Annotated in this window: 16 protein-coding genes; 8 read left to right on the plus strand and 8 right to left on the minus strand. The window is 66.2% G+C overall.

Annotated features, from left to right (window positions below; translation table 11 throughout):
* Nucleotides 1–117: 117 nt before the first annotated feature.
* Nucleotides 118–681: a dihydrofolate reductase family protein gene (locus ACPUD7_RS11265; protein WP_135540568.1), complete on the minus strand. Its 564-nt coding sequence runs from the start codon at nucleotides 679–681 to the stop codon at nucleotides 118–120.
* Between the two features lie 420 nt (nucleotides 682–1,101).
* Between ACPUD7_RS11265 and hutU the strand changes: the two genes are divergently transcribed.
* Nucleotides 1,102–2,823, plus strand: coding sequence for a urocanate hydratase (hutU, locus tag ACPUD7_RS11270; RefSeq protein WP_135540570.1), 1,722 nt, complete (start codon nucleotides 1,102–1,104; stop codon nucleotides 2,821–2,823).
* A gap of 161 nt (nucleotides 2,824–2,984) precedes the next feature.
* On the opposite strand, the gene ACPUD7_RS11275 is transcribed toward hutU, so the two are convergent.
* The 4 genes from ACPUD7_RS11275 to ACPUD7_RS11290 all read right to left on the minus strand — a co-directional run bounded on the left by ACPUD7_RS11275 (nucleotide 2,985) and on the right by ACPUD7_RS11290 (nucleotide 8,802).
* On the minus strand, nucleotides 2,985–3,890 hold the full coding sequence (locus ACPUD7_RS11275) for an SDR family oxidoreductase (RefSeq protein ID WP_425119952.1): 906 nt from the start codon (nucleotides 3,888–3,890) through the stop codon (nucleotides 2,985–2,987).
* Nucleotides 3,887–5,314, minus strand: coding sequence for a phytoene desaturase family protein (locus ACPUD7_RS11280; protein WP_135540574.1), 1,428 nt, complete (start codon nucleotides 5,312–5,314; stop codon nucleotides 3,887–3,889). The genes ACPUD7_RS11275 and ACPUD7_RS11280 overlap by 4 nt, the downstream gene beginning before the upstream one ends.
* Before the next feature lie 15 nt (nucleotides 5,315–5,329).
* Entirely contained in the window at nucleotides 5,330–7,243 is a 1,914-nt protein-coding gene (locus ACPUD7_RS11285; RefSeq protein ID WP_135540575.1) for a DUF3556 domain-containing protein, read from the minus strand.
* Nucleotides 7,244–7,506: 263 nt separating this feature from the next.
* Nucleotides 7,507–8,802, minus strand: coding sequence for a PucR family transcriptional regulator (locus ACPUD7_RS11290; RefSeq protein WP_135540577.1), 1,296 nt, complete (start codon nucleotides 8,800–8,802; stop codon nucleotides 7,507–7,509).
* A 147-nt stretch (nucleotides 8,803–8,949) separates the two neighbouring features.
* Here ACPUD7_RS11290 and ACPUD7_RS11295 point away from each other — a divergent pair, with 147 nt between their 5' ends.
* From ACPUD7_RS11295 to ACPUD7_RS11320, 6 genes are all read left to right on the plus strand, one after another.
* Complete coding sequence (locus ACPUD7_RS11295; RefSeq protein WP_240689913.1) at nucleotides 8,950–10,479, plus strand: class I adenylate-forming enzyme family protein; 1,530 nt, start codon at nucleotides 8,950–8,952, stop codon at nucleotides 10,477–10,479.
* Between the two features lie 163 nt (nucleotides 10,480–10,642).
* Nucleotides 10,643–11,914: an imidazolonepropionase gene (gene hutI, locus ACPUD7_RS11300; RefSeq protein ID WP_425119953.1), complete on the plus strand. Its 1,272-nt coding sequence runs from the start codon at nucleotides 10,643–10,645 to the stop codon at nucleotides 11,912–11,914.
* Between the two features lie 108 nt (nucleotides 11,915–12,022).
* On the plus strand, nucleotides 12,023–13,699 hold the full coding sequence (gene hutH / locus ACPUD7_RS11305) for a histidine ammonia-lyase (RefSeq protein WP_135540579.1): 1,677 nt from the start codon (nucleotides 12,023–12,025) through the stop codon (nucleotides 13,697–13,699).
* Between the two features lie 84 nt (nucleotides 13,700–13,783).
* Nucleotides 13,784–15,046 carry an allantoate amidohydrolase gene (locus tag ACPUD7_RS11310; protein ID WP_135540581.1) on the plus strand — a complete coding sequence of 421 codons (1,263 nt, stop codon included), beginning with the start codon at nucleotides 13,784–13,786 and terminating at the stop codon, nucleotides 15,044–15,046.
* On the plus strand, nucleotides 15,043–16,395 hold the full coding sequence (locus tag ACPUD7_RS11315) for a formimidoylglutamate deiminase (protein WP_135540583.1): 1,353 nt from the start codon (nucleotides 15,043–15,045) through the stop codon (nucleotides 16,393–16,395). The genes ACPUD7_RS11310 and ACPUD7_RS11315 overlap by 4 nt, the downstream gene beginning before the upstream one ends.
* A 3-nt stretch (nucleotides 16,396–16,398) precedes the next feature.
* Nucleotides 16,399–17,142, plus strand: coding sequence for an IclR family transcriptional regulator (locus ACPUD7_RS11320; protein ID WP_135540585.1), 744 nt, complete (start codon nucleotides 16,399–16,401; stop codon nucleotides 17,140–17,142).
* Nucleotides 17,143–17,342: 200 nt separating this feature from the next.
* Here ACPUD7_RS11320 and ACPUD7_RS11325 read toward each other — a convergent pair whose 3' ends face one another.
* The 3 genes from ACPUD7_RS11325 to ACPUD7_RS11335 form a co-directional block, all read right to left on the minus strand.
* A complete protein-coding gene (locus ACPUD7_RS11325; RefSeq protein WP_240689915.1) occupies nucleotides 17,343–19,085 on the minus strand; it encodes a BCCT family transporter in 1,743 nt (580 codons plus the stop codon).
* A 158-nt stretch (nucleotides 19,086–19,243) separates the two neighbouring features.
* Nucleotides 19,244–20,440: a methyltransferase domain-containing protein gene (locus ACPUD7_RS11330; protein ID WP_425119954.1), complete on the minus strand. Its 1,197-nt coding sequence runs from the start codon at nucleotides 20,438–20,440 to the stop codon at nucleotides 19,244–19,246.
* Between the two features lie 104 nt (nucleotides 20,441–20,544).
* Complete coding sequence (locus tag ACPUD7_RS11335; protein WP_135540587.1) at nucleotides 20,545–21,207, minus strand: MerR family transcriptional regulator; 663 nt, start codon at nucleotides 21,205–21,207, stop codon at nucleotides 20,545–20,547.
* Between the two features lie 92 nt (nucleotides 21,208–21,299).
* Between ACPUD7_RS11335 and ACPUD7_RS11340 the strand changes: the two genes are divergently transcribed.
* Nucleotides 21,300–21,800 (plus strand): DUF2306 domain-containing protein, encoded by a 501-nt coding sequence (locus ACPUD7_RS11340; RefSeq protein WP_425119955.1) that lies wholly within the window; start codon nucleotides 21,300–21,302, stop codon nucleotides 21,798–21,800.
* The last annotated feature ends 29 nt before the right edge of the window (nucleotides 21,801–21,829 follow it).

The following is a 21,829-nucleotide window of genomic DNA, read 5'->3' on the forward strand; positions in this document are numbered from 1 at the left end:
ATTTTTAAGAAATGGTATTTGCCGCGGGTCATCGCGTGCTGCGTCGGCATCGCAGTCACGGCGACGCTCGAGGAGTTCTCCCACCCTATCCCGTCCGCCGTCGAGAGCCTGAGCGGCTCAGCGTCTGACGCCGTAGCGCAGGTAGACGACCTGCGAAGCGAAAATGCGTGAGTCGAGGAGTTCAAGAGGCGAGTGCCGACCGTGGTGAGCGAAGAATGGGGTGCCGCCGCCGACGAGGACCGGGTAGAGGCGGATCCGGTATTCGTCGATGAGGTCGAGATCGGCTGCCGCGGCCGCCAGCCCGGCCCCGCCGATGCCGATCTCACCGTCGGGATGCTCAGTGCGCAGGCGAGCGACCGCCTCGGCGAGTGTTTCGGTGGCGAGTTCCGTGGTGCCGACGACCTCGGCCAGTGTGGTCGAGAAGACGAGCTTCGGCAGGGCGCGCCACAGACGGCCGAACCCTGCCTCGGCGAAGTCGAGCTCGGGGTCGCGGTCCGCGGTCTCCCAATAGACCATCGTCTCGTAGAGTCGGCGGCCGAGCAGATGGACGCTCAGGCCACGGACCTCGTCCATGGCCAGCGCGAAGACCTCCTCGTCGGGCACGGACCAGTCGAACCGGTCTGCGCCATCGACGATGTATCCGTCGAGCGAGGTGGACAGGGAGTAGACGACGCGGCTCATCGGGGACCTTCTTTCGTGGAGGTGGGCTGGAATGGCTCGGGTCGTGCGGGAACGACGGCTTGCCTCGGGTCGTGAAAGAACGACGGCTTGCCTTGGGTCGTGCGGGAACGACGGCTTGCCTCGGTGCGGGTGCGGGTGCGGGTGCGGGTGCCGGCGCCGGAGTCGGTGCGGGCGTGGGGCCGAGGCGAGCCGCGGAGGCCGGACGCGGGTGGGTTCAGTGTGAGCCTCGGAGGTCGGATGCGCCAGAGGTATCCGAAATATCGGACAGAACTTGGTCCGGACCACTACCGCAATCCTGTCCGGTCGTCAGAATGGATGGTGTAGTCAGAGCCGACAGCGCAGGGGAGTCCGCACCTCGGCGCGACGGCGAAGCGGCAGCCAAGCATCCGCCTCGTCGGACACAGCGACAAGGAGAATCCCATGACCACCAAGCCGTCGTTCACCCAACATGATCCGAGCCGCGTCATCCGCGCCGACCGCGGGACCGAGATCACCGCGAAGTCCTGGCAGACCGAAGCGCCCAAGCGCATGCTCATGAACAACCTCGACCCCGAGGTCGCCGAACGTCCCGAAGACCTCGTCGTCTACGGCGGCACCGGCCGGGCGGCTCGCTCCTGGGAGGCCTACGACGCGATCGTGCGCACCCTCGACGACCTCGAGGACGACGAGACCCTCCTCATCCAGTCCGGCAAGCCCGTCGGCGTCATGCGCACCCACGAATGGGCCCCGCGCGTGCTCATCGCCAACTCCAACCTCGTCGGAGACTGGGCCAACTGGGAGCACTTCCGCGAGCTCGAGGCCGAAGGCCTGATGATGTACGGCCAGATGACCGCCGGCTCCTGGATCTACATCGCCACCCAAGGCATCCTCCAGGGCACCTACGAGACCTTCGGCGCCATCGCCCGCAAACGCTTCGACGGAACGCTGGCCGGAACCCTGACCATCACCGCCGGCTGCGGCGGCATGGGCGGTGCCCAGCCCCTGTCCGTGACCCTCAACGGCGGTGCCTGCCTCATCATCGACGTCGACAAGACCCGCCTCGACCGCCGCCGGTCCAAGCGCTACCTTGACGAGGTCGAAACCGACCTCGACACCGCCCTGGCCAAGGTCATCGAAGCGAAGAAGAACAAGCAGGCCCTGTCCGTCGGCCTCGTCGGCAACGCCGCCGAGATCCTCCCGACGATCCTCGACCGCCCCGAGGCCGCCGAAGTCGACATCGTCACCGACCAGACCTCAGCCCACGACCCCCTGTCCTACCTGCCCGTGGGCGTGAGCGTCGATGACTGGAGCGATGAGGCCGAACAGGACGCAGAGAAGTTCACCCTCCGCGCCGAGGAGTCCATGGCCAAGCACGTGCGTGCCATGGTCGAATTCCAGGACCGCGGCGCCGAGGTCTTCGACTACGGCAACTCGATCCGCGACGAGGCCCGCAAGGCCGGCTACGACCGCGCCTTCGAATTCCCCGGCTTCGTCCCGGCCTACATCCGCCCGCTCTTCTGCGAAGGGCTCGGACCCTTCCGCTGGGTGGCACTGTCCGGCGACCCGAAGGACATCGAGGTCACCGACGCCGCGCTCAAGGAGCTCTTCCCCGACAACGAACACCTCCACACCTGGCTCGATGCCGCCAACGAGTATGTCGAGTTCGAAGGCCTGCCCGCCCGCATCTGCTGGCTCGGATACAAGGAACGCCACCAGGCCGGGCTGCTGTTCAACAAGCTCGTCGCCGAAGGCAAGATCTCGGCCCCGATCGTCATCGGTCGTGACCACCTCGACTCCGGATCGGTCGCCAGCCCCTACCGCGAAACCGAATCCATGCTCGACGGCACCGATGCGGTTGCCGACTGGCCGCTGCTCAACGCCTTGGTCAACACCTCCTCAGGTGCCACGTGGGTGTCCATTCACCACGGCGGCGGAGTCGGCATCGGCCGCTCCATCCACGCCGGACAGGTCTCCGTGGCCGACGGCACCGAACTGGCCGCCAAGAAACTGGCGCGCCTGCTCACCAACGACCCGGGCATGGGCGTCATCCGCCACGTCGACGCCGGCTACGACCGCGCCGCCGAAGTGGCCGAAGACCGCGGTCAGCGCGTGCCGATGATCCCCGAACTGGATCAGCGCGACGAGGAATCCGCCGCGCAGTAAGCAGCCCCGCCGCGCCGGACGCTGAATAGCCCAGAAAAAGGTGAGTAGCCCAGGTTTGAAACTGGGCTATCCACCTTTTTCTGGGCCGAAACGGGGATCAGCGCCGCCGAGGGGCCTTTGTGAACCGGGCTCTGGACTGATGGGCGCCGGAGCCGTACCCCCTATTCGTCGAGGAAGAGGTCGAGTTCGAGGTCATCGGGGCCGTGACCGACAGAGCCGGGCCGCGACGGATCATGTGCATAGACGGACAGGTCCGTGATGCCCCGAGCCTGCAGCACCTCGTCGTCGATGAAGAAGTTGCCCGTGACCTCACGCGGGTCTGCGGTGAGGATCGTCCATGCGGCCTCGGCCATGATCTCGGGCTTGCGGCTGCGTGCCATGAGCTGTTCGCCGCCGGGGAGGTTGTTCACCGCCGCTGTCGCGATCGTCGTCCTCGGCCACAGACTGTTGGCCGCGACTCCCTCCTCGCGCAGCTCTTCGGCCAGCCCGAGCGTGACCATCGACATTCCGTACTTCGCCATCGTGTAGCCCAGGTGCTTGCCTGCCCATGCCGGATTGAGGTTGAGCGGCGGAGACAGCGTGAGCACATGTGCGGCATCCGAGGCCTTGAGGTGTGGGATAGCGGTCTTGGCCAGCAGGAATGAACCGCGTGAGTTGATCGAGTTCATGAGATCGAACTTCTTCATCGACAGATCCTCGGTCGAGGACAGGTCGATGGCGCTGGCGTTGTTGACGACGATGTCGATCCCGCCGAAGGTCTCCGCGGTCTGCGCGACCGCCTCGGCGACGGATTCCTCGCTGCGGACATCGCCGACGATCGGCCGGGCCTTGCCGCCGGCCGCCTCGATCTCCTCTGCTGCCGTATAGACGGTGCCCTCGAGCTTCGGATGAGGTTCCGCGGTCTTCGCCAAGAGCGCCACGTTCGCGCCGTCCCGTGCCGCGCGCAGCGCGATCGCCAGGCCGATCCCACGGCTGCCGCCGCTCATGAGCAGGGTTCTGCCTGCAAGCGTGCGTTCCGGGACGGCCGCAGATTCGCGGCCCTCGGTGAGTCTGAAGTCAGTGGTCATTGCGTCTCCTTGAGTGATTGTTTTGCGGCCAGATAGCCGCACATTCCATGTGCGCCCGGGCCCGGAGGCACCGCGGCCGAGCACAGGTATATCCCTGACCGACCGCCGCTCGGTGCGCTGAGTCGGTAGGGGCTGAACCCAGGTGTCGGACCGAGCACCAACTGTAGAGGGTCCTTGCGGCCGGTGAGGATGTCACCGCCGACGAAGTTCGCATTGAGTGATTCGATCGCAGTGGTCCCGCGAGGCGTCACCGCGAGGATCCGATCTCGGCATCCAGGGGCGAAGCGTTCGATCTGGGCGAGGATCGACTCGGTGGCGTCTCCTGTAAAGCCCTGTGGCACGTGCGCATAGCAGTCGATCGGAACGAGTGAACCCTTCCCACGTCCGGGGTCGGCAAGATGTTGCTGGGCGAGGAGGACGAATGGCTTCTCAGGCATCCGACCTTTGGAAGTCTCGCTCTCCGCGAACGCCGTCTCCTCGTATGACCCTGAGAGATGGACGGTTCCGGCACCCCGGGACGGTTCGTAGGTCCACGGGATCCCGCCGTCCACGGCCAGTGCGAGTTTGAACGCGGCCGGCCCGTTCTTCCACCGTTCCAAACTCCGCACCGCACGCACCGGCAGTGAGTTGCCCGCGATGCGGGCCGCCTCAGCGGGGCCGGTGTTGAGCATGAGCACATCCGGGTTGCCCAAATCCCGAACGTCCTCGACCCTTCGTCCGGTCTCAACCCGTCCGCCAAGGGACAGAAGGAGCGACTCCATTGCCGAGGTGATCCGACCCGATCCGCCGACCGCCACCGGCCAGCCGAAGTAGTGAGCGGCCGAGGCAAGAGACGTGCCGATCGCCGAAGAGAGCGGCGCGTTGAAGGGGCCGAAGGTGTGCGCTGCGACTCCCGACCATAGGGCACGGGCCTCCTCGGTGCGGAAGTACCTCGCAACGGCGGCCGCGGGCAGTGCCGCCCGCGCGCCCAACATCGCAAGATGGAAAGGGTGCCGGGGCAGATGGATGAGGGACTGGAGGAACTCGTCGGCAACCGTCGGCATGCGCGAAGCCACGGGCGAGAAGAACGTCCGGTATCGCTGGGCATCGGCACCGAGGGTGCGTGAGGTCTCCACCACGGATCGCACGGCGCTGGCTCCGCGACCGTCATCGAGCGGGTGCGCGAACTCGACTTCCGTGTGAGCCCAGTGAAGACCGTGCTGTTCCAGTGGGAATACGCGAGCAAACTCCGAGGCCAGTCCGAAGGGATGGTGGCTCGAGCAGTCGTCGTGCACAAGACCAGGAAGGGTGAGTTCGGAGCTGCGAGCGCCGCCCCCCACGTGATCATCTGCCTCGTACACAGTGACCGAGACGTCGGCAGCGGCCAGGGTGATGGCCGCCGCCAGTCCGTTCGGTCCACTGCCGATCACAGCAGCGGTCGTCATTCTCGGGCTCCTCGTCTAGTCACGCTCGGCGGCGTCCTGCAGGGCCGACTCCGTGGTGAGGTCGTGACGCTTCGCCGCAGACTCGGGTTTCTGGGCACCCGCGGATTGCGGAGCAGATTCCATTGAAGACACCGCGGCCCGGGAGGCTGAAGTGTAGTGCGGATCCCTCCACGTCACGTTGAGCGGAATCGGTCCGTTGGGAAGCCACGGCTGCTCCTTGACGCAGTCGGCAACGTTCCAGGTACCACGTTCCACGATACCCACGGCCGCGTCAATGACCATGTAGTTCTGAGTCGACTTGTGGATCGGCTGTGACTCAACCCAGGCGACGACGAACTCGCCGGGCTCGAACTGGCAGCGACGCTGGAGTTCGGCGATGAGGTGGTGGTTATGGAGGTGACCGTCACCGAAGTTGAAGCCCAACAGCGAGTTGCAGGAGAACTCCGCCTCACGGATCGTGGCCCGATCGACGTCGTTGACGTGATGGTGCAGAAGAGAGAACAGTCCGCGACCCTGACTGTGCATCGATCGCCAGCCCGCGGTCTGCAGCATCGTGATCTCCGCCGCCACTCGCGGGAACCCCATCTCCTGCAGCTGGTCGACCTGGTTCTTCGTCGGACGATTCACGGCATGCAGCTTGTCCTCGGCACCGGGTTGGAAGGCCCAGAGCGCCGAGGCCCAGTTGCCCGCATACTGTCGCATCGACGGGGTGAAGGCGACGAGGTCCGGGCGAAAATTGCCGAGCACGGGGAAGAAGAACAGACAGGCCACGGTGGCGACGATGAGCCATGGAGAGCTCGCATCGCCCAGCCCATAGCCGTCCCCATTGGGGTGGCCGAGGAAGAGGAACCCCGCGATGTACATGAATAGCAGATTCCATTCCAGGGGCACCGCCAAAGGGAAGGTGCTCGTGATGAACCCGTGGAAGAGGATCATCAGCAGTGTCCCGGCGAGGGCCAGGGTCCAATCCGTCGAGAGGAGGAGGACAAGCGGAGTGACGATCTCGACGAGAGTGCCGAGGATGTGCCCGATGCCGGAGGCCAGATGGGACGGCCTGACATCGTGGGGGTAGTTGCGATAGTGCAGACGCCTGATCGCCTTGCCCGGGATGATCGGCGCATTCGAGATCATCGGCGGGATCACGAAGGAGAAGTGCTTGCCGATCTTTGAGACTCCGGCCCCCACCCAGACGGAGAAGATGAGCAGCTTGAGCATGATGATCATGTCGACGAGACCGTTGCCGAGGAAGGGAACCAGCCCGAAGATGAGAACGGCGGGTCCGTACTGTTCGGCACGGGCGGCGATGAAGATCACCTTGTCGCGCAGTCCCATGATAACGAGTAGCACGAGTGGTACGAACATCAGCGGCGGGCTGATCAGGTTCCCGAGGTCCTCGGGAGAGCCGGCGGCCACGGTCGATCCGGTGGCCCCCGGCAGAATGATCGGGACGAAGAGCGCAACGAGCAGCAGCGCATAGAGGACCACATCGAATACTGTGCGGTTGAATCCGTTGGTTCCTGGAACCTTCCCGGGCCACGGAGGCATGCGGATGGTGCCGGGCCGCAGCCAGAACAGGCAACCACCCGTCATCGGCTTGAACTTCCCGGCCAAAGGCCCCCACGAACCGGCCACGCCGATGGTCTCAAGCAGGAAAGTCCAGAGCACGAGCTTCTGGAACACGATCGGCTCGTTCCACCACTGAGCCACCTGCCACGGGGCGCCGACGCCCGAGGTGAGCGTGGCCAGGGTGACGCCGATGCCGATGTAGAGAACGGCGAGCTTGAGGATGTAGATGATGTGGAACAGTTTAGGTGAGCCGAACCCGCAGTCGACCCAGTGGAGGACGACGGCCCTGATTCTCTCCGAGAGGGGGAGGGATTCGAATGTCTCAGCATCAACCGGAGGGGCATCCGGAGTTGTGAGTCCCATGTCGCTTCCTTTCACAGGCAGGTGCCCGACTCCGATGTCGAGCAAGTGGACCTGGAATCACCCTAGGGAGGATGTGTCTTGGATCCCATGGATACTCAGCCGAAGCTCCGCGAAGAATTTGTACTCCCGATACAACATGGTCCTTCACCCAGAAGCTCCGTGTGGCGAATGTCCCTCGGGCGGGTATCAGCGTGGACAGGGAGCCCCTTTCGCGTGTTTCCCTCTGTGGTGCTCGGCCACAGCCCAGGTGAGGCTGCCGCCTGTCAGCCCTCGGTTCCATAGAGATAATGGTGAGCATGCAAAGCGGACTCGATGTTCAAGCGGTTCTCTGTCAGACTCACTCCGAGGGCCGCCTCGGCCATCTCGACCCGGTACCGGATTGAGTTCTTGTGCATGGTCATCGAGGCCGCTGTCGCCGTGTAGCTGAGCTCATGGCGCAGAAAGGCCGAGAGAGTGTTCCGGTGGCGGGCATTCGCCTCGGTGTCATCGGCCAGCGGACCGAGCACCGATCTCACCCACACTCGAGCAGCCTCGACGTCCTGGGCCAGCAACGAGGTAACGGCCATACCCCGGTCGTCGTGTGATCTCAGCTCAGCGGGAGCGCGCCCGGCGATGCAGACGCGCTGCACGCGTTCTGCTTCCTGATGGGAGAGGCGAAAACCGGCGGACAAGGCGTGCGCGGAGCCGATCGCCAGATGGATCGAGCCCGACGGCGGCACACGCTGGCGAAGAGAGTTGTCGTAATCCCAGTCGGTCGGCACAGGGATCCACCCCCAGGCGGTGTCCTGGTCCCGGCCGATGATGAGGCAGGTACGCTGGGAGCCGAGCGCGCCAGCAAGGTCTCTGATGGCTGTGGTGAACCGATCCAGCTGACCGTTCGCGTCGGGGGCCGAGTGGTGGGTCCATGCGATGACTGCGACATGACGACCGCCGAGGCTGTAGGCGAGGATCCGCTCGGCCGCCGCGACGTCGATGTTCTCCCCGGCGATGATGCGTCTGACCTGGGTCTCCCTGGCCGTTGTGCGATTGGCCAGCCAGGATTCCCGTTCCTGCTCGTAGAGTTCAGCGACCTTCTGCGAAATCCAGTCGATGTACTCCGAAACCTCGTCGACGAGGTGCTGGAAAACCGCAGAGACGAGCTCCGCCGGCAGCTCCTCGTCCTCGATGACGAAATCGTAGGCGCTCTGGAGCATTCTCTGCTGCCCCAGACGATAGGCCCTGACCAGTGCATTGACGGAGATTCCGCGTTGGGCTAGCCGTCTGGCGTATTCAAACGCGGCGGTCGGCGGTTCCAAGTTGTCCGAGGAGATGCCGTGCTGAAGCGCGTGGAGGATCGTTTCGACATTGCCCTCGATGCTTGCACTGAGGAGATCGAGGAGAGCCGGTTCGGCACCGAGCTCGGTGATCTTCGTCGCCAGATAGTCGTAGACCCGTCGTGTGAGCTCGGGAATGTGCGGGGTCATGCCCGCAGCGATCCGCGACGCGTGGGTCCGCACCTCCGTGGTGGAGCTGTCGGCTTTCAGCCCGTCATTGGGCGGCCAGAGCAGATGATCGACCATGTCTGCACAGTACCGCCGATTGAGGCCCGTGGGGACGGCCGAGTCGACGAAAGCGCGAGCCGTGTTTGTATCTTTGACCGAAATGGCGATGGTGATTTGGTTACCGTGCCCAGTGAACGTGCGTCAACGCGTGGCTAGTGTGAGGCCATGATGACTTCGAATCCTGTCCCCATCGACGCGGAATCCTCCACCTATCCCGTCGCCGAGGTGATGGGGCTGCCCCTTGCTCGTGCCCGAACCAACCCCCACGGACCATGCCTCAGCTGGCCCGGAGGCAGTTTCGACAATGCTGAGTTCGCCGCCGCTGTCGCGGCCACAACCCACATACTGCGCTCGCGGTTCGGAATCGGTCGCGGTTCGGTGGTTGGTGTGTTGCTGCGCAATGTCCCCGAAATCATCACCACGATGTTCGCCACCTGGTCTCTCGGCGCCGGTCTCACTCCGATCAACCCTGCGCTCACTGACGACGAGGTGGTCTTCCAGCTCGACGACTCCGGCTGTGCCCTGCTCGTGGGGGACTCCCGCGCCGAGGCGCTCGCCAGAGGATGCGGGATCGGCTGCCTTCCGGTGACCGACGGCTGCTTCCGCGGTGACATGGAGCCCTGCGCTGGCGTCTCTTCGCACTGCCTCGATGACGTCCGGGATGACGACGTGGCGCTCATCGTCTACACCTCGGGGACGACGGGCAAGCCGAAGGGATGCGTTCTGGAGCAGTCGAACATCGCTGCCATGGTCTGGTCGATCTTGAATGGTCTCGACTTCGGTGAGAACGCCCGCAGCCTGCTGGTTCTCCCGCTCTTCCACTGCAACGGCCTGCTCGCGGGGACGGTCTCACCTCTCATGCTCGGCGGCAGCGTGCATATGATCCCGAAGTTCGATCCCGAGTCATTTTGGGACGTCGTGGAGGAAGAGCGCCCCACCTATTTCTCTGCTGTGCCGACGATCTTCTCGATCCTCGAGGCGACGACGACTCGGAATGTCGACTCGAGTTCTCTGCGCTTCGTCATCTGCGGTGCCGCCCCGATGTCCCCGGACGCGATCACCCGGTTCGAGACTCGTTTCGATGTCGACATGGTCGAGGGTTACGGTCTCTCGGAGTGCTCGGTGTGCGCCACGATCAACCGAAACGATGGTACGAGCAAGCCGGGAACCGTCGGGCCAGCACTGCCAGGAGTGAGCGTGGGAATCACCGATCCTCACGATCGACTGCTCGAACCTGGGGATGTCGGAGAGGTCGTGATCGCTGGGCGGACGGTGATGCGCGGGTACCTCGGCCGACCGGAGGCCACCGCCGAAGTGCTCAAGAACGGGTGGCTGCACACCGGGGACGTCGGATACCTCGATGAGGACGGCTTCCTCGTCCTCGTCGATCGGATCAAGGATCTCATCATTCGCGGCGGAGAGAACATCTATCCCAAGGAGATCGAGGATGCGCTCTTCGAACATCCTCAGGTTCTCGAGGCAGCGGTGGTCGGAAGCCCCGATGACACCTACGGGGAGATCCCCGTGGCTCATGTGGCTCTGCGTGAAGGAGCCGTCAATCGTGCAGAGACCCTGCGAGCCTTCCTCGAACCGCGGCTTGCGCGCTACAAACTCCCGGCGGAGATCCATATCCACGCAGGTCTTCCGAAGAACTCCGTGGGCAAGATCGTCAAGGGTCAGCTGCGAGAGAGCTGAGCGGTCGAGAACGAAGATCGTCCACGCCTGACGCCCGAGCGCTCTGAGCGCCCAATCACCATCTGTCCGAAATATCAGACAAATTCTTCCTGACCCGGTTCTGCCATACGCCGCGGCAGTTCATACTGAGGATGAACCATTCTCAACCGTTAAGGATCTTGTCGTGCAGCTCATCACGGGGATCAGCGAATTGGTCGTCAACGACCTCGACTCCCTCGGAGAACTCAGCGTCATCACCGACGCCGCCCTGCTCATCGACGACGGCCGAGTCGTCTGGTCCGGACCGTCCGCTGAGGCGGACACTGCGGTGGAGAACCATCGCGGTGAAGAACCGTCACCAGGTGTCAACGACGACGATATCGTCAACGGGGAAGTCACCTCGGCGAGTGATCTCGCGGGACTCGAGACCGTCGACCTCGGCGGTAAAGCCGTGATCCCCGGCTTCGTCGACAGCCACAACCACCTCGTCTTCGCCGGTGACCGCTCCGAGGAATTCGCCGCACGCATGGCCGGGCAGAAGTATTCGGCCGGCGGCATCGCGACTACGGTCGCCGCGACCCGGGCCGCCAGCGACGAGGAGCTCGAGGCCAACCTCGTCCACCTGATGGAGCAGGCGACTCGGCAGGGCACGACGACGTTCGAGATCAAGTCCGGGTACGGGCTGAGCCTCGACGATGAGATCCGTGCCCTGGACATCATCAACCGGCACACCGAGGAAACCACGCTCATCGCCGCCCATGTGGTCCCGCCGGAGTACAAGGACAACCCCGAGGGCTACGTCGACCTCGTCATCGACGAGATCATCCCGGCGGCCGCGGACAAAGCGAAATGGATCGACGTCTTCTGCGAGAAGGGAGCCTTCACCGAGGACCAGACCCGCCGCATCATCGACGCCGGCAAGGCCGCAGGCATGAAGCCGCGGCTGCACGCCAACCAACTCACCGAGGGCGGAGCGCTCAAACTCGGCGCCGAACTCGGCTGCGTCTCCGTCGACCATGCGACCTTCGCCTCGGACTCCGATCTCGCCGTCCTCGCCGAGGCGGGAACCGTCGTCACCCTGCTGCCGAGCATCGAATTCTCCACCCGTCAGCCATACCCCGATGCCCGCCGCTACGTCGAGGCCGGTGTGCGGCTCGCCATCGCCACCGACTGCAACCCGGGCTCAGGGTTCTCCAACAGCGTGCCCTTCGCGATCGCCATCGGTGTGCGCGATATGCACTTCACCGTCGAGCAGGCGGTGTGGGCGGCGACCGCGGGTGGGGCCCACGCTCTGCAGCGTTCCGATGTCGGCCACCTCGGCGTCGGAGCCCGCGCCGATCTGGCGATCCTCGACGCACCCAGCTATCGGCACCTGGCCTACCGGCCGGGAGTCCAGCTCGTCGAACGCGTCTACTCCAGCGGCGAACTCGTCGTCGACAACCGACCACGGAGCTGATGGGCGCGCAGAGGGCCTGAACCGGCCCGACCGTCGCCCCGGCAGCACCTCGAATACCACCGAACCTCCGGCGCCACAGCGCAGAGCAACTCAACTGAAAGGTCCGACATGTCAGACTTCATCGACCTCGATCCCGACACCCTCACCTTCGCCGAGGTGGTCGCGGTCGCCCGCCACGACGCGAAGGTGGAACTGAGCGCGGCCACGCTGGCCCGAGTGAACAAGTACCGCGAGGCCGTCGATGCCCTGGCTCAGGCCGAGAAGCCCGTCTACGGAGTCTCGACCGGATTCGGGGCGCTCGCCCAGCGCCACATCCCCGCCGAACTGCGCACCCAGCTGCAGAAGTCGCTCATCCGCTCACATGCGGCTGGAGTCGGCGAACCCGTCGAGCGAGAGGTCGTCCGCGCCCTCATGCTGCTGCGTGCCCGGACGTTGGCCACGGGCCGGGCCGGAGTCCGCGCCGAGGTGCTCCAGACCTATGTTGACCTGCTCAATGCCGGCATCACCCCGGTCGTCCACGAATACGGGTCGCTCGGCTGTTCCGGCGACCTCGCCCCCCTGTCGGCCTGTGCGCTCGTCGTCATGGGCGAAGGCGTCGCCGTCGGCCCCGACGGTGTGGCCGGACCCGCCGATGAGATCCTCGCGAAGGCCGGCATCACCCCGGTCACCCTGGCCGAGAAGGAGGGCCTGGCGCTGGTCAACGGCACCGACGGCATGCTCGGCATGCTCATCATGGCCCTGACCGATCTCGAGAACCTGCTCACCGCCGTCGACGTCTCTGCGGCCATGAGCATCGAGGGCCTCTTCGGCACCGACGCCGTCTTCGCCCCCGAACTCCACTACGCGCTGCGCCCCCACGATGGTCAGTCCGCCTCGGCGGCGAACATGCTCTCGGCCCTCGAGGACTCGGGCATCACCGCCAGCCACCGCGACTCGACCCACCTGGTCCAGGACGCCTACTCGATGCGCTGCGCCCCGCAGGTCAACGGCGCCGCCCGCGATGCGGTCGCCTTTGCCACGCAGGTCGCCGAACGCGAGCTGCGGGCGGCCATCGACAACCCGGTCGTGCTCACCAACGGCATGGTGTCCTCGAACGGCAACTTCCACGGGGCACCCCTGGCCCACGCCCTGGACTTCCTCGCCATCGTCGCCGCCGACGTCGCCTCGATGTCCGAACGCCGCACCGACCGGATGATGGATGTCGCCCGCAACCAGGATCTCACCCCGTTCCTCGCCGACGACGCCGGAGTCGACTCGGGCCTGATGATCGCCCACTACACGCAGGCCGCGATGGTCTCCGAAGCCAAGCGGGGCGCGGCTCCCGCCTCGGTCGATTCGATCCCGTCCTCGGCGATGCAGGAGGACCATGTGTCCATGGGGTGGTCGGCAGCACGCAAGCTGCGCAAGGTCGTCGACAACCTCGCCAGCGTCATCGGCATCGAGTTCTACGCCGCCGCCCGCGCCTGCGATATGCGTGAAGCCGCGCCGGCGCCGGTCACCGGTGCCGTGATCTCCGCACTGCGGGAGACCGTCCCCGGGCCCGGGCCCGACCGGTTCCTGTCCCCGGAGCTCGCCGAAACCATCGCGAAGGTCAAGGACGGAACACTCGTCACCGCCGCCGAGGCGGTCACCCCGCTGACCCACACCGTGACCAGCGACGCCGGCGCCTGGCAGCCCGTCGGCGGAGGACCAGCGGTGAACGATCCCGAGTTCACGGCACTGGGCAACCTCGACGCTGCCGCCGAAGCCTCGGGCACCGCGGCGGCGACCACCCACCAGAAGTGAAACCGGTTCGGGGCCCGTCACTGACTGGTCCCGAACTGACGGGACCGCTGCACCACCGGTCCCACCTTGAGTGAACGGAGTGACATGACCACCAGCGATGTCGTCTCGCTGCTGAGGCAGATCGAGGACACCGGCCGCGACCCCCGTGGACCCGGCTACCAGCGTCCTGGGTTTTCCGCCACCGAACGCGAGCTGCGTGACTGGTTCCTCGCCGAGGCAGACCGCCGCGGTCTCGACACGGAGATCGACGCCAACGGCATCACCTGGGCCTGGGCCACCCCGCCCGGTGACAACGCCGTCGTCACCGGCTCCCATCTCGACTCCGTCCCCGGCGGCGGCGAGTTCGACGGGCCCCTCGGTGTCGCCTCGGCGCTGGCGGCTTTCGACGAGCTCAAGGCCACCGGCGCACTCGAACGGGCCACCCGGCCTCTGGCCCTGGCCGTGTTCCCCGAAGAGGAGGGCTCACGCTTCGGCGTCGCCTGCCTCGGCTCACGACTGCTCACCGGCGCCATCGAGGTCGACCGGGCACTCGGACTCAAGGACGCCGCAGGCGACACCTTCGCCGACGTCGCGACGAGCTATGGCCTCGACCCGGAACGGGTCGGGCGTGACCAGTCTCGGCTGGCCGGTATCGGTTCATTCATCGAACTCCATGTCGAACAGGGCCTCGGCCTGGCGGGCACCGATCAGGCCGTTGCCATCGGCTCCTCGATCATCGGCCACGGCCGCTGGCACTTCGCCTTCACCGGACAGGGCAACCACGCCGGGACGACGCCGATGAGCCACCGCGCCGACCCCGTCGTCACCGCCTCCCGGGTGATCGGGGATGTCCCGACCCTAGCGGCCGCCACTGACACGAGCGCCGTGGCCACCGTGGGACGGACCCTCATCCACCCGGGCGGGACGAACGTCATCGCCTCGGCCATGAGCTTCTGGCTCGACATCCGTCACGCCGACGACGCCGTCGTGACACAGGTGCTCGAGGCCATCAGCCGCCGCGCCCGCGAGCACGCCGCCGACGCCGGCGTCGAGGTGAGCATCTCGCAGGAGTCCTACTCACCGACCACCCACTTCACCGCCGATCTCAACACCCGGCTGACCTCGGTGCTGCCCGAGGCACCCCTGCTGCCCTCGGGTGCCGGACACGATGCCGGCATCCTCGCCGGTCATGTGCCCTCGGCGATGCTCTACGTGCGCAACCCGACCGGCGTCTCCCACGCCCCGGAGGAGGCCTGCGAGGTCGATGACCAGCGAGCCGGAGTCGACGCGCTCGTCGCGGTGCTCGCCCGTGAACTCGGTGTCACGGGAACGCCCGGGCCGACCGGAGAGACAGGGGCGGGCGCATGAGCACCCAGTACTGGTGCGAAACCGCGTGGGTCGATGGAGCCGTGGCTCGCGGGGTGCTGCTGAGCGCCGATGACACCGGCACCCTGACCGCGGTCCAGACCGGAGTCGACGCCGCCCCGGCCACCGCCGAGGTGGTGCCCGGGTTCACCCTGCCCGGCGGAGTGAACGCCCACTCACATGCCTTCCACCGCATCCTGCGCGGACGCACCCACGGCGACGGTGGGACCTTCTGGACCTGGCGCGAGGTCATGTACTCCGTTGCCGCGAAGCTCGACCCCGAATCCTATGAGACCGTGGCCCGCGCCGTGTTCGCGGAGATGCTCGCCGGCGGGTACACCTCGGTGGGGGAGTTCCACTACGTCCACCACGCGCCCGACGGGTCGGCCTATGAACCGGCCCACGCAATGGAACGGGCGCTGGCCCGGGCGGCCGCCTCGGCGGGGATCCGGATCCGACTCCTCGACACCTGCTACCTCACCGGTGCCATCGACGCCGAACTCTCGGATGAGCAGGCCCGCTTCGGTGATGGCACGATCGACGGATTCATCGATCGGCACGCCGGACTGGCAGAGACCTTCGCCGCAGAGTTCCCCGTCAATGCCCCAGGTGAGAGCTTCGTCCACGTGGGTGCGGCCATCCACTCGATCCGTGCCGTGCCCGCCGCGAACCTGCCGCGCTTCGCGGAACTGACCGGCCCCGTGCACGTCCACCTGTCCGAACAGCCCGCGGAGAACGACGCCTGCCGAGCCGCCTACGGCGCGAGTCCCACCGAGGTGCTCGCACGCTCCGGCGTCGTCGACGAACGGCTGTCGGCCGTCCACGCCACACATCTGGATGATGAGGACATCGCGATCCTCGGCGGCTCACGAGCAGCGATCGTCATGTGCCCGTGCACCGAGGCGGACCTCGCCGACGGGATCGGCCCGGCGCGCGAACTCGCCGATGCCGGGGCCGTGATCTCGATCGGCTCCGACCAGCACGTCGTCCTCGACGCCCTGCGTGAGACCCAGAGCCTCGAAGCCGGAGAACGTCTGCGCTCGGGGCAGCGCGGCCGATTCTCCCCGGCCGAACTCATCACCGCACTCACCGAGGGCGGGGCACGCAGCCTCGACCTGCCCGTCGGAGCGCTCGAGGTCGGGAAGGCATGCGACTTCATTGCGCTGCGCACCGACAGCATGCGCACCATCGGCTCACTCGACGAGCAGATCGTCCTCACGGCCACCTCGGCGGATGTGCATCTCACCGTCAGCGGCGGCAGGGTGCGCGTCCGCGATGGCGTGCACGCGCAGCTCGGGGACGTCTCGGACCTCTACGCGAAGGCGTTCGCGGCGCTGGAGATGGAGGGCTGAACCGTGGCTGAGGTTCCCGCACTGCGGCGGGCGATCGCGATTCTGCGGCATCTGGCCGCGTCGAATCGGTCGATCACGGCCGGTGCTCTGGTCAGAGCACTCGAGATACCGCGCTCGAGTGCCTACGACATCCTCGGTGTGCTCGAGGAGCTCGGGCTCGTCGCGCGCACCGAGTCCGGGTACGTGCTCGGTGCCGGTGTGCATGAGCTCGGGGCCTCCTACCTGCGGACGAACCCCCTGCAGAGGCTGGCGCAGCCGATCGTGCGTCAGCTCGCCGAGGATACCGCCACGACCGCTCAGCTCGCCGTCATCCGCGGGTGGGAGACCGAGTACGTGCTCAAGGAGCAGTCGCTGAAGTCTGTCGCGGTCATCACTGCCACCGGGGTGCGCATGCCCAGCTACCTCACGGCGACGGGGCGGGCGATCCTCGCGCAGCTGCCGAAGTCCGAGGTGCTCGCGATGCTCCAGTCCGAGACGGGTTTCGTCACCCGCACGGGCAAGGGGCCGGCCTCGGTGAAGGCGCTCAACGCGATACTCGCCCAGGAGCGACGCACCGGCTGCGCGATCGAACACGGCGAAGTCACACCGGGGATCTCGACGATCGCCGCCCCCGTCTTCGACGTGCTCGGGCGTCCTGTCGCCGCAATCGGGCTGTCCGTGGTCAGCGACACCCTGCCCGAGGACTCCGGTCCGATGGTCGACCAGGTCCAGTCCGCCGCCGCCGAGGTGACCGCCAAGCTGCGGTGAGCCCTGCGGCGGCTGGCGAGCGCCGAGCGGACCCTGCGACGCCCGGCGAGCCTCGAGCGGACCCTGCGGCGCCCGGCTGGCCTTGAGCGCACCCTGCGGCGCCCGGCTGGCGCCGAGCGGGCCACTGAGCGCCGAGCGGACCAGTTGCAACCTGCGCGCTCGCTGCTCAGTGGTCCGCTCGGTGAAGTGGGCCGGCGCTGTCAGGGGCGCAGAACCCGCTTTTCGCGAGCGACCTCCTCGACGATCTGGTCGTCGCTGCGCAGCTCTTTGACAAGGGCGGCGCCGAGGACGACCACGATGACGGTGAACGGGACGGCTGAGAGCATCGCCGCCTGCTGGAGGGCCTGCAGGCCGCCGACGAGGAGCAGTACGATCGCGCAGGCACCGGTGAGGAATCCCCAGGTCGCGATGACCGGGCGGCGCGGTGCGAAGGAGCCGTGCGAGGACAGCGAACTGAGGACGAACGTGTTCGAGTCTGCGGAGGAGACGAAGAACAGGATGACCATGATGATCGTGAAGACCGACGCGAACAGGGACAGCGGAAGCTGCTCGAGGAGGCTGAAGAACGCGGTGTCGAGGTTGTCCTGAGTCGCCTCACCGATCGCGGCGCCGTCGATGTCGAACTTGATCGCCGAACCGCCCATGACGGTGAACCAGACGAAGAACACGGCGCTGGGAACGAGGAGGACACCGGCGACGAATTCGCGGATGGTCCGCCCCTTCGAGATCTTCGCGAGGAAGATGCCGACGAAGGCGCTCCACGACAGCCACCAGGCCATCATGAAGTACGTCCAACCGAGCATCCACTCACTGTCCTCGGCATTCGTCGGGGTCATGAAGCTGAGTTCGAGGAAGTCCCCGGCGAAGGCACCGACGGAACGGACGAACAGGTTGGAGATGAAGCCGCTGGGGCCGGTGATGAAGACGAACAGCCCCAGCAGCGTCGCCATGGTCAGCGTGATCTGGGAGATGTACTTGATGCCCCTGCTCACCCCGGTCAGAGCCGAACCGGTGAAGAGGAGTGTGAGGACGGAGATGACGATGATCTGCAGAGCGATCGTGGCGTCGATGCCGAAGACGGTGTTGAGACCCTCGCCGATCTGAGAGGCGCCGAGACCCAGGGAAGTCGTCGTCCCGAAGAGAGTGGCGATGATGGTGAGGATGTCGATGAAGCTGCCGACCCAACCGTCGACGAGGCGGCCGAGGACTGGCCGCAGCATTGTGGACACGAGTGCCGGTCGGCCCTTGCGGTGGGTGGAGTAGCCGATCGCGAGACCGAAGACGCCGAAGATCGCCCAGGCCTGGAAGCCCCAATCGAGGTAGGAGAACTGCATGGCGCGCACTGCGGCGTCCATGGTCTCCGGTTCGGCCAGCCCGTGGGGCGGAACCATGAAGTGGGACATCGGTTCGGCCACGCCGTAGCTGACGAGGCCGATGCCCATGACGGCAGCGAGGATCATCGCCAGCCAGGTGACAGTGCGATATTCGGGACGGGAGTCGTGTGCGCCCAGCCGCAGGCGACCGAAACGGCTGACGGCGAACCACACGAGCATGACGATCGCGGCGAAGGGCACGACCAGATAGATCCAGCCGAAGCCGGTGGAGACTGCGGTCATCGCCCGAGTCATGATGTCGGCCAGCGCCTCGGGGGCGATCGCCGCCCACAGCACGAAGGCGATGACGAGGCCGACAGCGCACACGAACACCTTCCCGACCCGGTTGGAGGAAGGGTCTGCAAGGGATGCGGTCTCGGCGCCGGCGGGGCCGGAGTCGGATCCGACCCCGCCGGGAGGGGGAGGGTCGTCGAGTCCGCCGGAGGAGGCGGATTCGGTGGAGTGCTCGGACCCGGTCGCGGCGGTGCCTGCAGGATCTGAGGAGGGGGAATTCAGCGTCGTCATCGTGGTCTCCGGGCTCACGGCCGCCTCGATGGCGGGCAGGAGCATGTATTCGGGGGCAGTGGGCGGGATTTCAGCAGATACACAACAGGCCCCGCGAACTGGGACGTTCGTGGGGCCGTGCAGCAGTCGAGTCTAGGCGCTTGTCGCCGAATCACCACATGGATTGGACCCGATGAGGCAGAGTGTGAGGCATCTCGCGGTGGTCAGCGGTGCTGCAGCACGACCGCGACCTCGAGGTGCTTCGTATGCGGGAACATGTCGAAGATCCGCGCCTGAGCCACCTCGTAGCTGGGCATCTGCGCGAGGTCCTTGGCCAGGGACACGGGATTGCAGCTCGAATAGACGATGTGCTCGACGCCGGAGTCCTCGAACGCGGCGGACAGCCGAGCACCGATCCCGCGCCGAGGCGGATTGACGATCACGCAGTCCGGCCGTTTGCCTGCGGTCAAGTTCCGTTCGGCGAACTCCGTGGCATCGCCGGCGAGGAAGCGGGCGTCGATGTCGAGCTCGGCGGCGCTGATCCTCGCCGATTCGATCGCCTGTTCGCTGACCTCGACACCGGTGACCCGGCGGGCCGTTCCGTCCTCGCCGCGCGCGCGTTTCCCCGCGCAGCAGAGCGCGAACCCTCCGACACCGCAGTAGAGGTCCCACAGGCTCTGTGCGCCGACCGCATCCACCCATGCGGTGACCTGGTTGTACAGTCCGATCGCGACTTGGGTATTCGTCTGGAAGAAACTCTGGGGACGCAGATGCAGATCGACCCGGTCGAGGTTCATTCGCAGGGAATCACCGTGGAGCAGCTCCTCGCGGCTGCCTTCGAGCACCGCCTTGTGTTCGGGCAGCAGATTCACCGACACCACTGAAGCCTCCGGCGCGAGCTCGAGCAGACCGGCCCGCCGCGACCGGAGCACATCGAGGCCATGCTGAGTGCGCACGACGAATCGGATCATCAGCTCACCCGATGGCGCCGCCGTGACATGGACGAACTTCAGCTCACCACGACGCGCGGAGACATCATAGGGTTCGAGCCCGGTGGCATCGAGGAAGTCTGCGAGCACCGGGATCACCGCCCGGATCGCCGGCGCCTGGACCCCGCATTCGCGCAGATCGACGCCGTGGAATTCCTGGTCGAGGATGCCCAGAGTGACATGACCGGCCCCACCGCCGACGGCGAGTTTCGCGCGGTTGCGGAAGCCGTCCACCCCACCGGCGAAGGTCGGCAGCCACTCCTGAGGGGCCGCCTCGGCGAGGATCTCCCGGCACCAGGCCTCCTTGTCTGAGATCTGCTTCAGATACGCGGTCTCGATGAGGGCGCAGGACCGGCACTCCCCGCGCTCGAAATATCCGCAGTCCAGGTGCTCGTGATCCGCCGAGGTGGGCGTGAGCGGCAGAGTCGGCATGGACCCATCTTACGGGCTCAGAGGCGAACCCCTCGACGCGAACCCAGGGGCGCGGACTCCTCGACGTGGGTGACTCGAGTCCTCAGCAGGGGAAACGCTCGTGGTCAGTCAGCCGGACCGCCCTCGGCCTCGGAGCTGCGAACACTCAGGGAGACATGTCCCAAAGCCCGCAGCGCTCTCATGAGGCGGTCGAACGCGATCGTGCCGGCCGCCGCTCGCATGACGACGACGTCGCTTGAGACCCGGCCTGCATCAGCGGGGCGCTGCTGGATGAATTCGATATCGCCCCGGGCGACTTCGGTCATCGGCACGGCATAGCGCATGACAGCGTCGATCTCGTCCGGCATCTCCCATGCTGCGAGGGTCTTGAGCGCCTCGTCGAGTGCTCGTCGTGGCACTGAGTCGATGTCGGGCCAGCCCATCTGCGACAACAGCCGACCCACTGTCGGGTGCTCGACATCGTCGGAATCGGTTGCCTCGCCGGTAGTCGGTGTGCCGAGGGCGATCGCTTGGGCTTCTTGGAGTGCTCGGATCTGCGGCACCTGGGGGTCATCGAGCAGTTCGGTGAGCCGACGGATCGCGCTGATGGGGGCATCCGCGACTTCGCGCATGACATGGATCAGCTGCAGTCTCTCGAGATGAACGCGTCCGTAGTCCTGCCGTGTCGCCGTGACGTATTCGCCGGGCGGCAGCAGGCCTTCACGCCGGTAGTACTTGATCGATGCCGCAGAACATCCACTCACACTGGCGAGCTGTTTGAGCAGCATGACACCTCCATCGTCGTCTGGGGGCCGGATAGCAGCCCGAGGCCGAACTATCTTGATGGCGGAAACCTGGATAGTGAAACTATCGTATACCTATGGATGCCTTCACTTTGGTCATCATCGTCCATGCCGTGGCCGCGCTGTACGTAATTCTTCTGGGGCCCGTGCAGATTCTGCGCCGGCGGCGGGATCGCGCCCACCGGCTGCTGGGCGCCAGTTGGGTGGCCGCGATGCTCATCGTCTGCTTCTCGAGCTTCTGGATCTCTCCAGACGGCTTCTCCTGGCTGCACGGTCTGGCGATCTGGACGCTCGTGTGCATGGTCGTTGCGATCGCCGCGATCCGACGTCGAGCGGTGGCCGTTCACCGCGGTTTCATGATCGGCTCCTACCTCGGCACGCTGACGGCCTTCGCCTTCGCCGTGTTGGTGCCCGAAAGGCTGATTCCGCAGCTGCTGCAGAGCGCACCACTGGTCGCGGTCGTCACGGTCACCGTCGTCGCCGCCACGGTCGCGGTGTTCGTCAGGCTCGCAGTACACGGGGCGATCCCTCGGCAGTCACCGGCGGATCTCGGCTCCGAAGAGCCGTTGACCCACTAGACTGCTCGCCGTAAACTGGCAGTAGCCAA

This window comes from Brevibacterium sp. FAM 24630, from assembly GCF_049804075.1.
GTDB lineage: Bacteria > Actinomycetota > Actinomycetes > Actinomycetales > Brevibacteriaceae > Brevibacterium.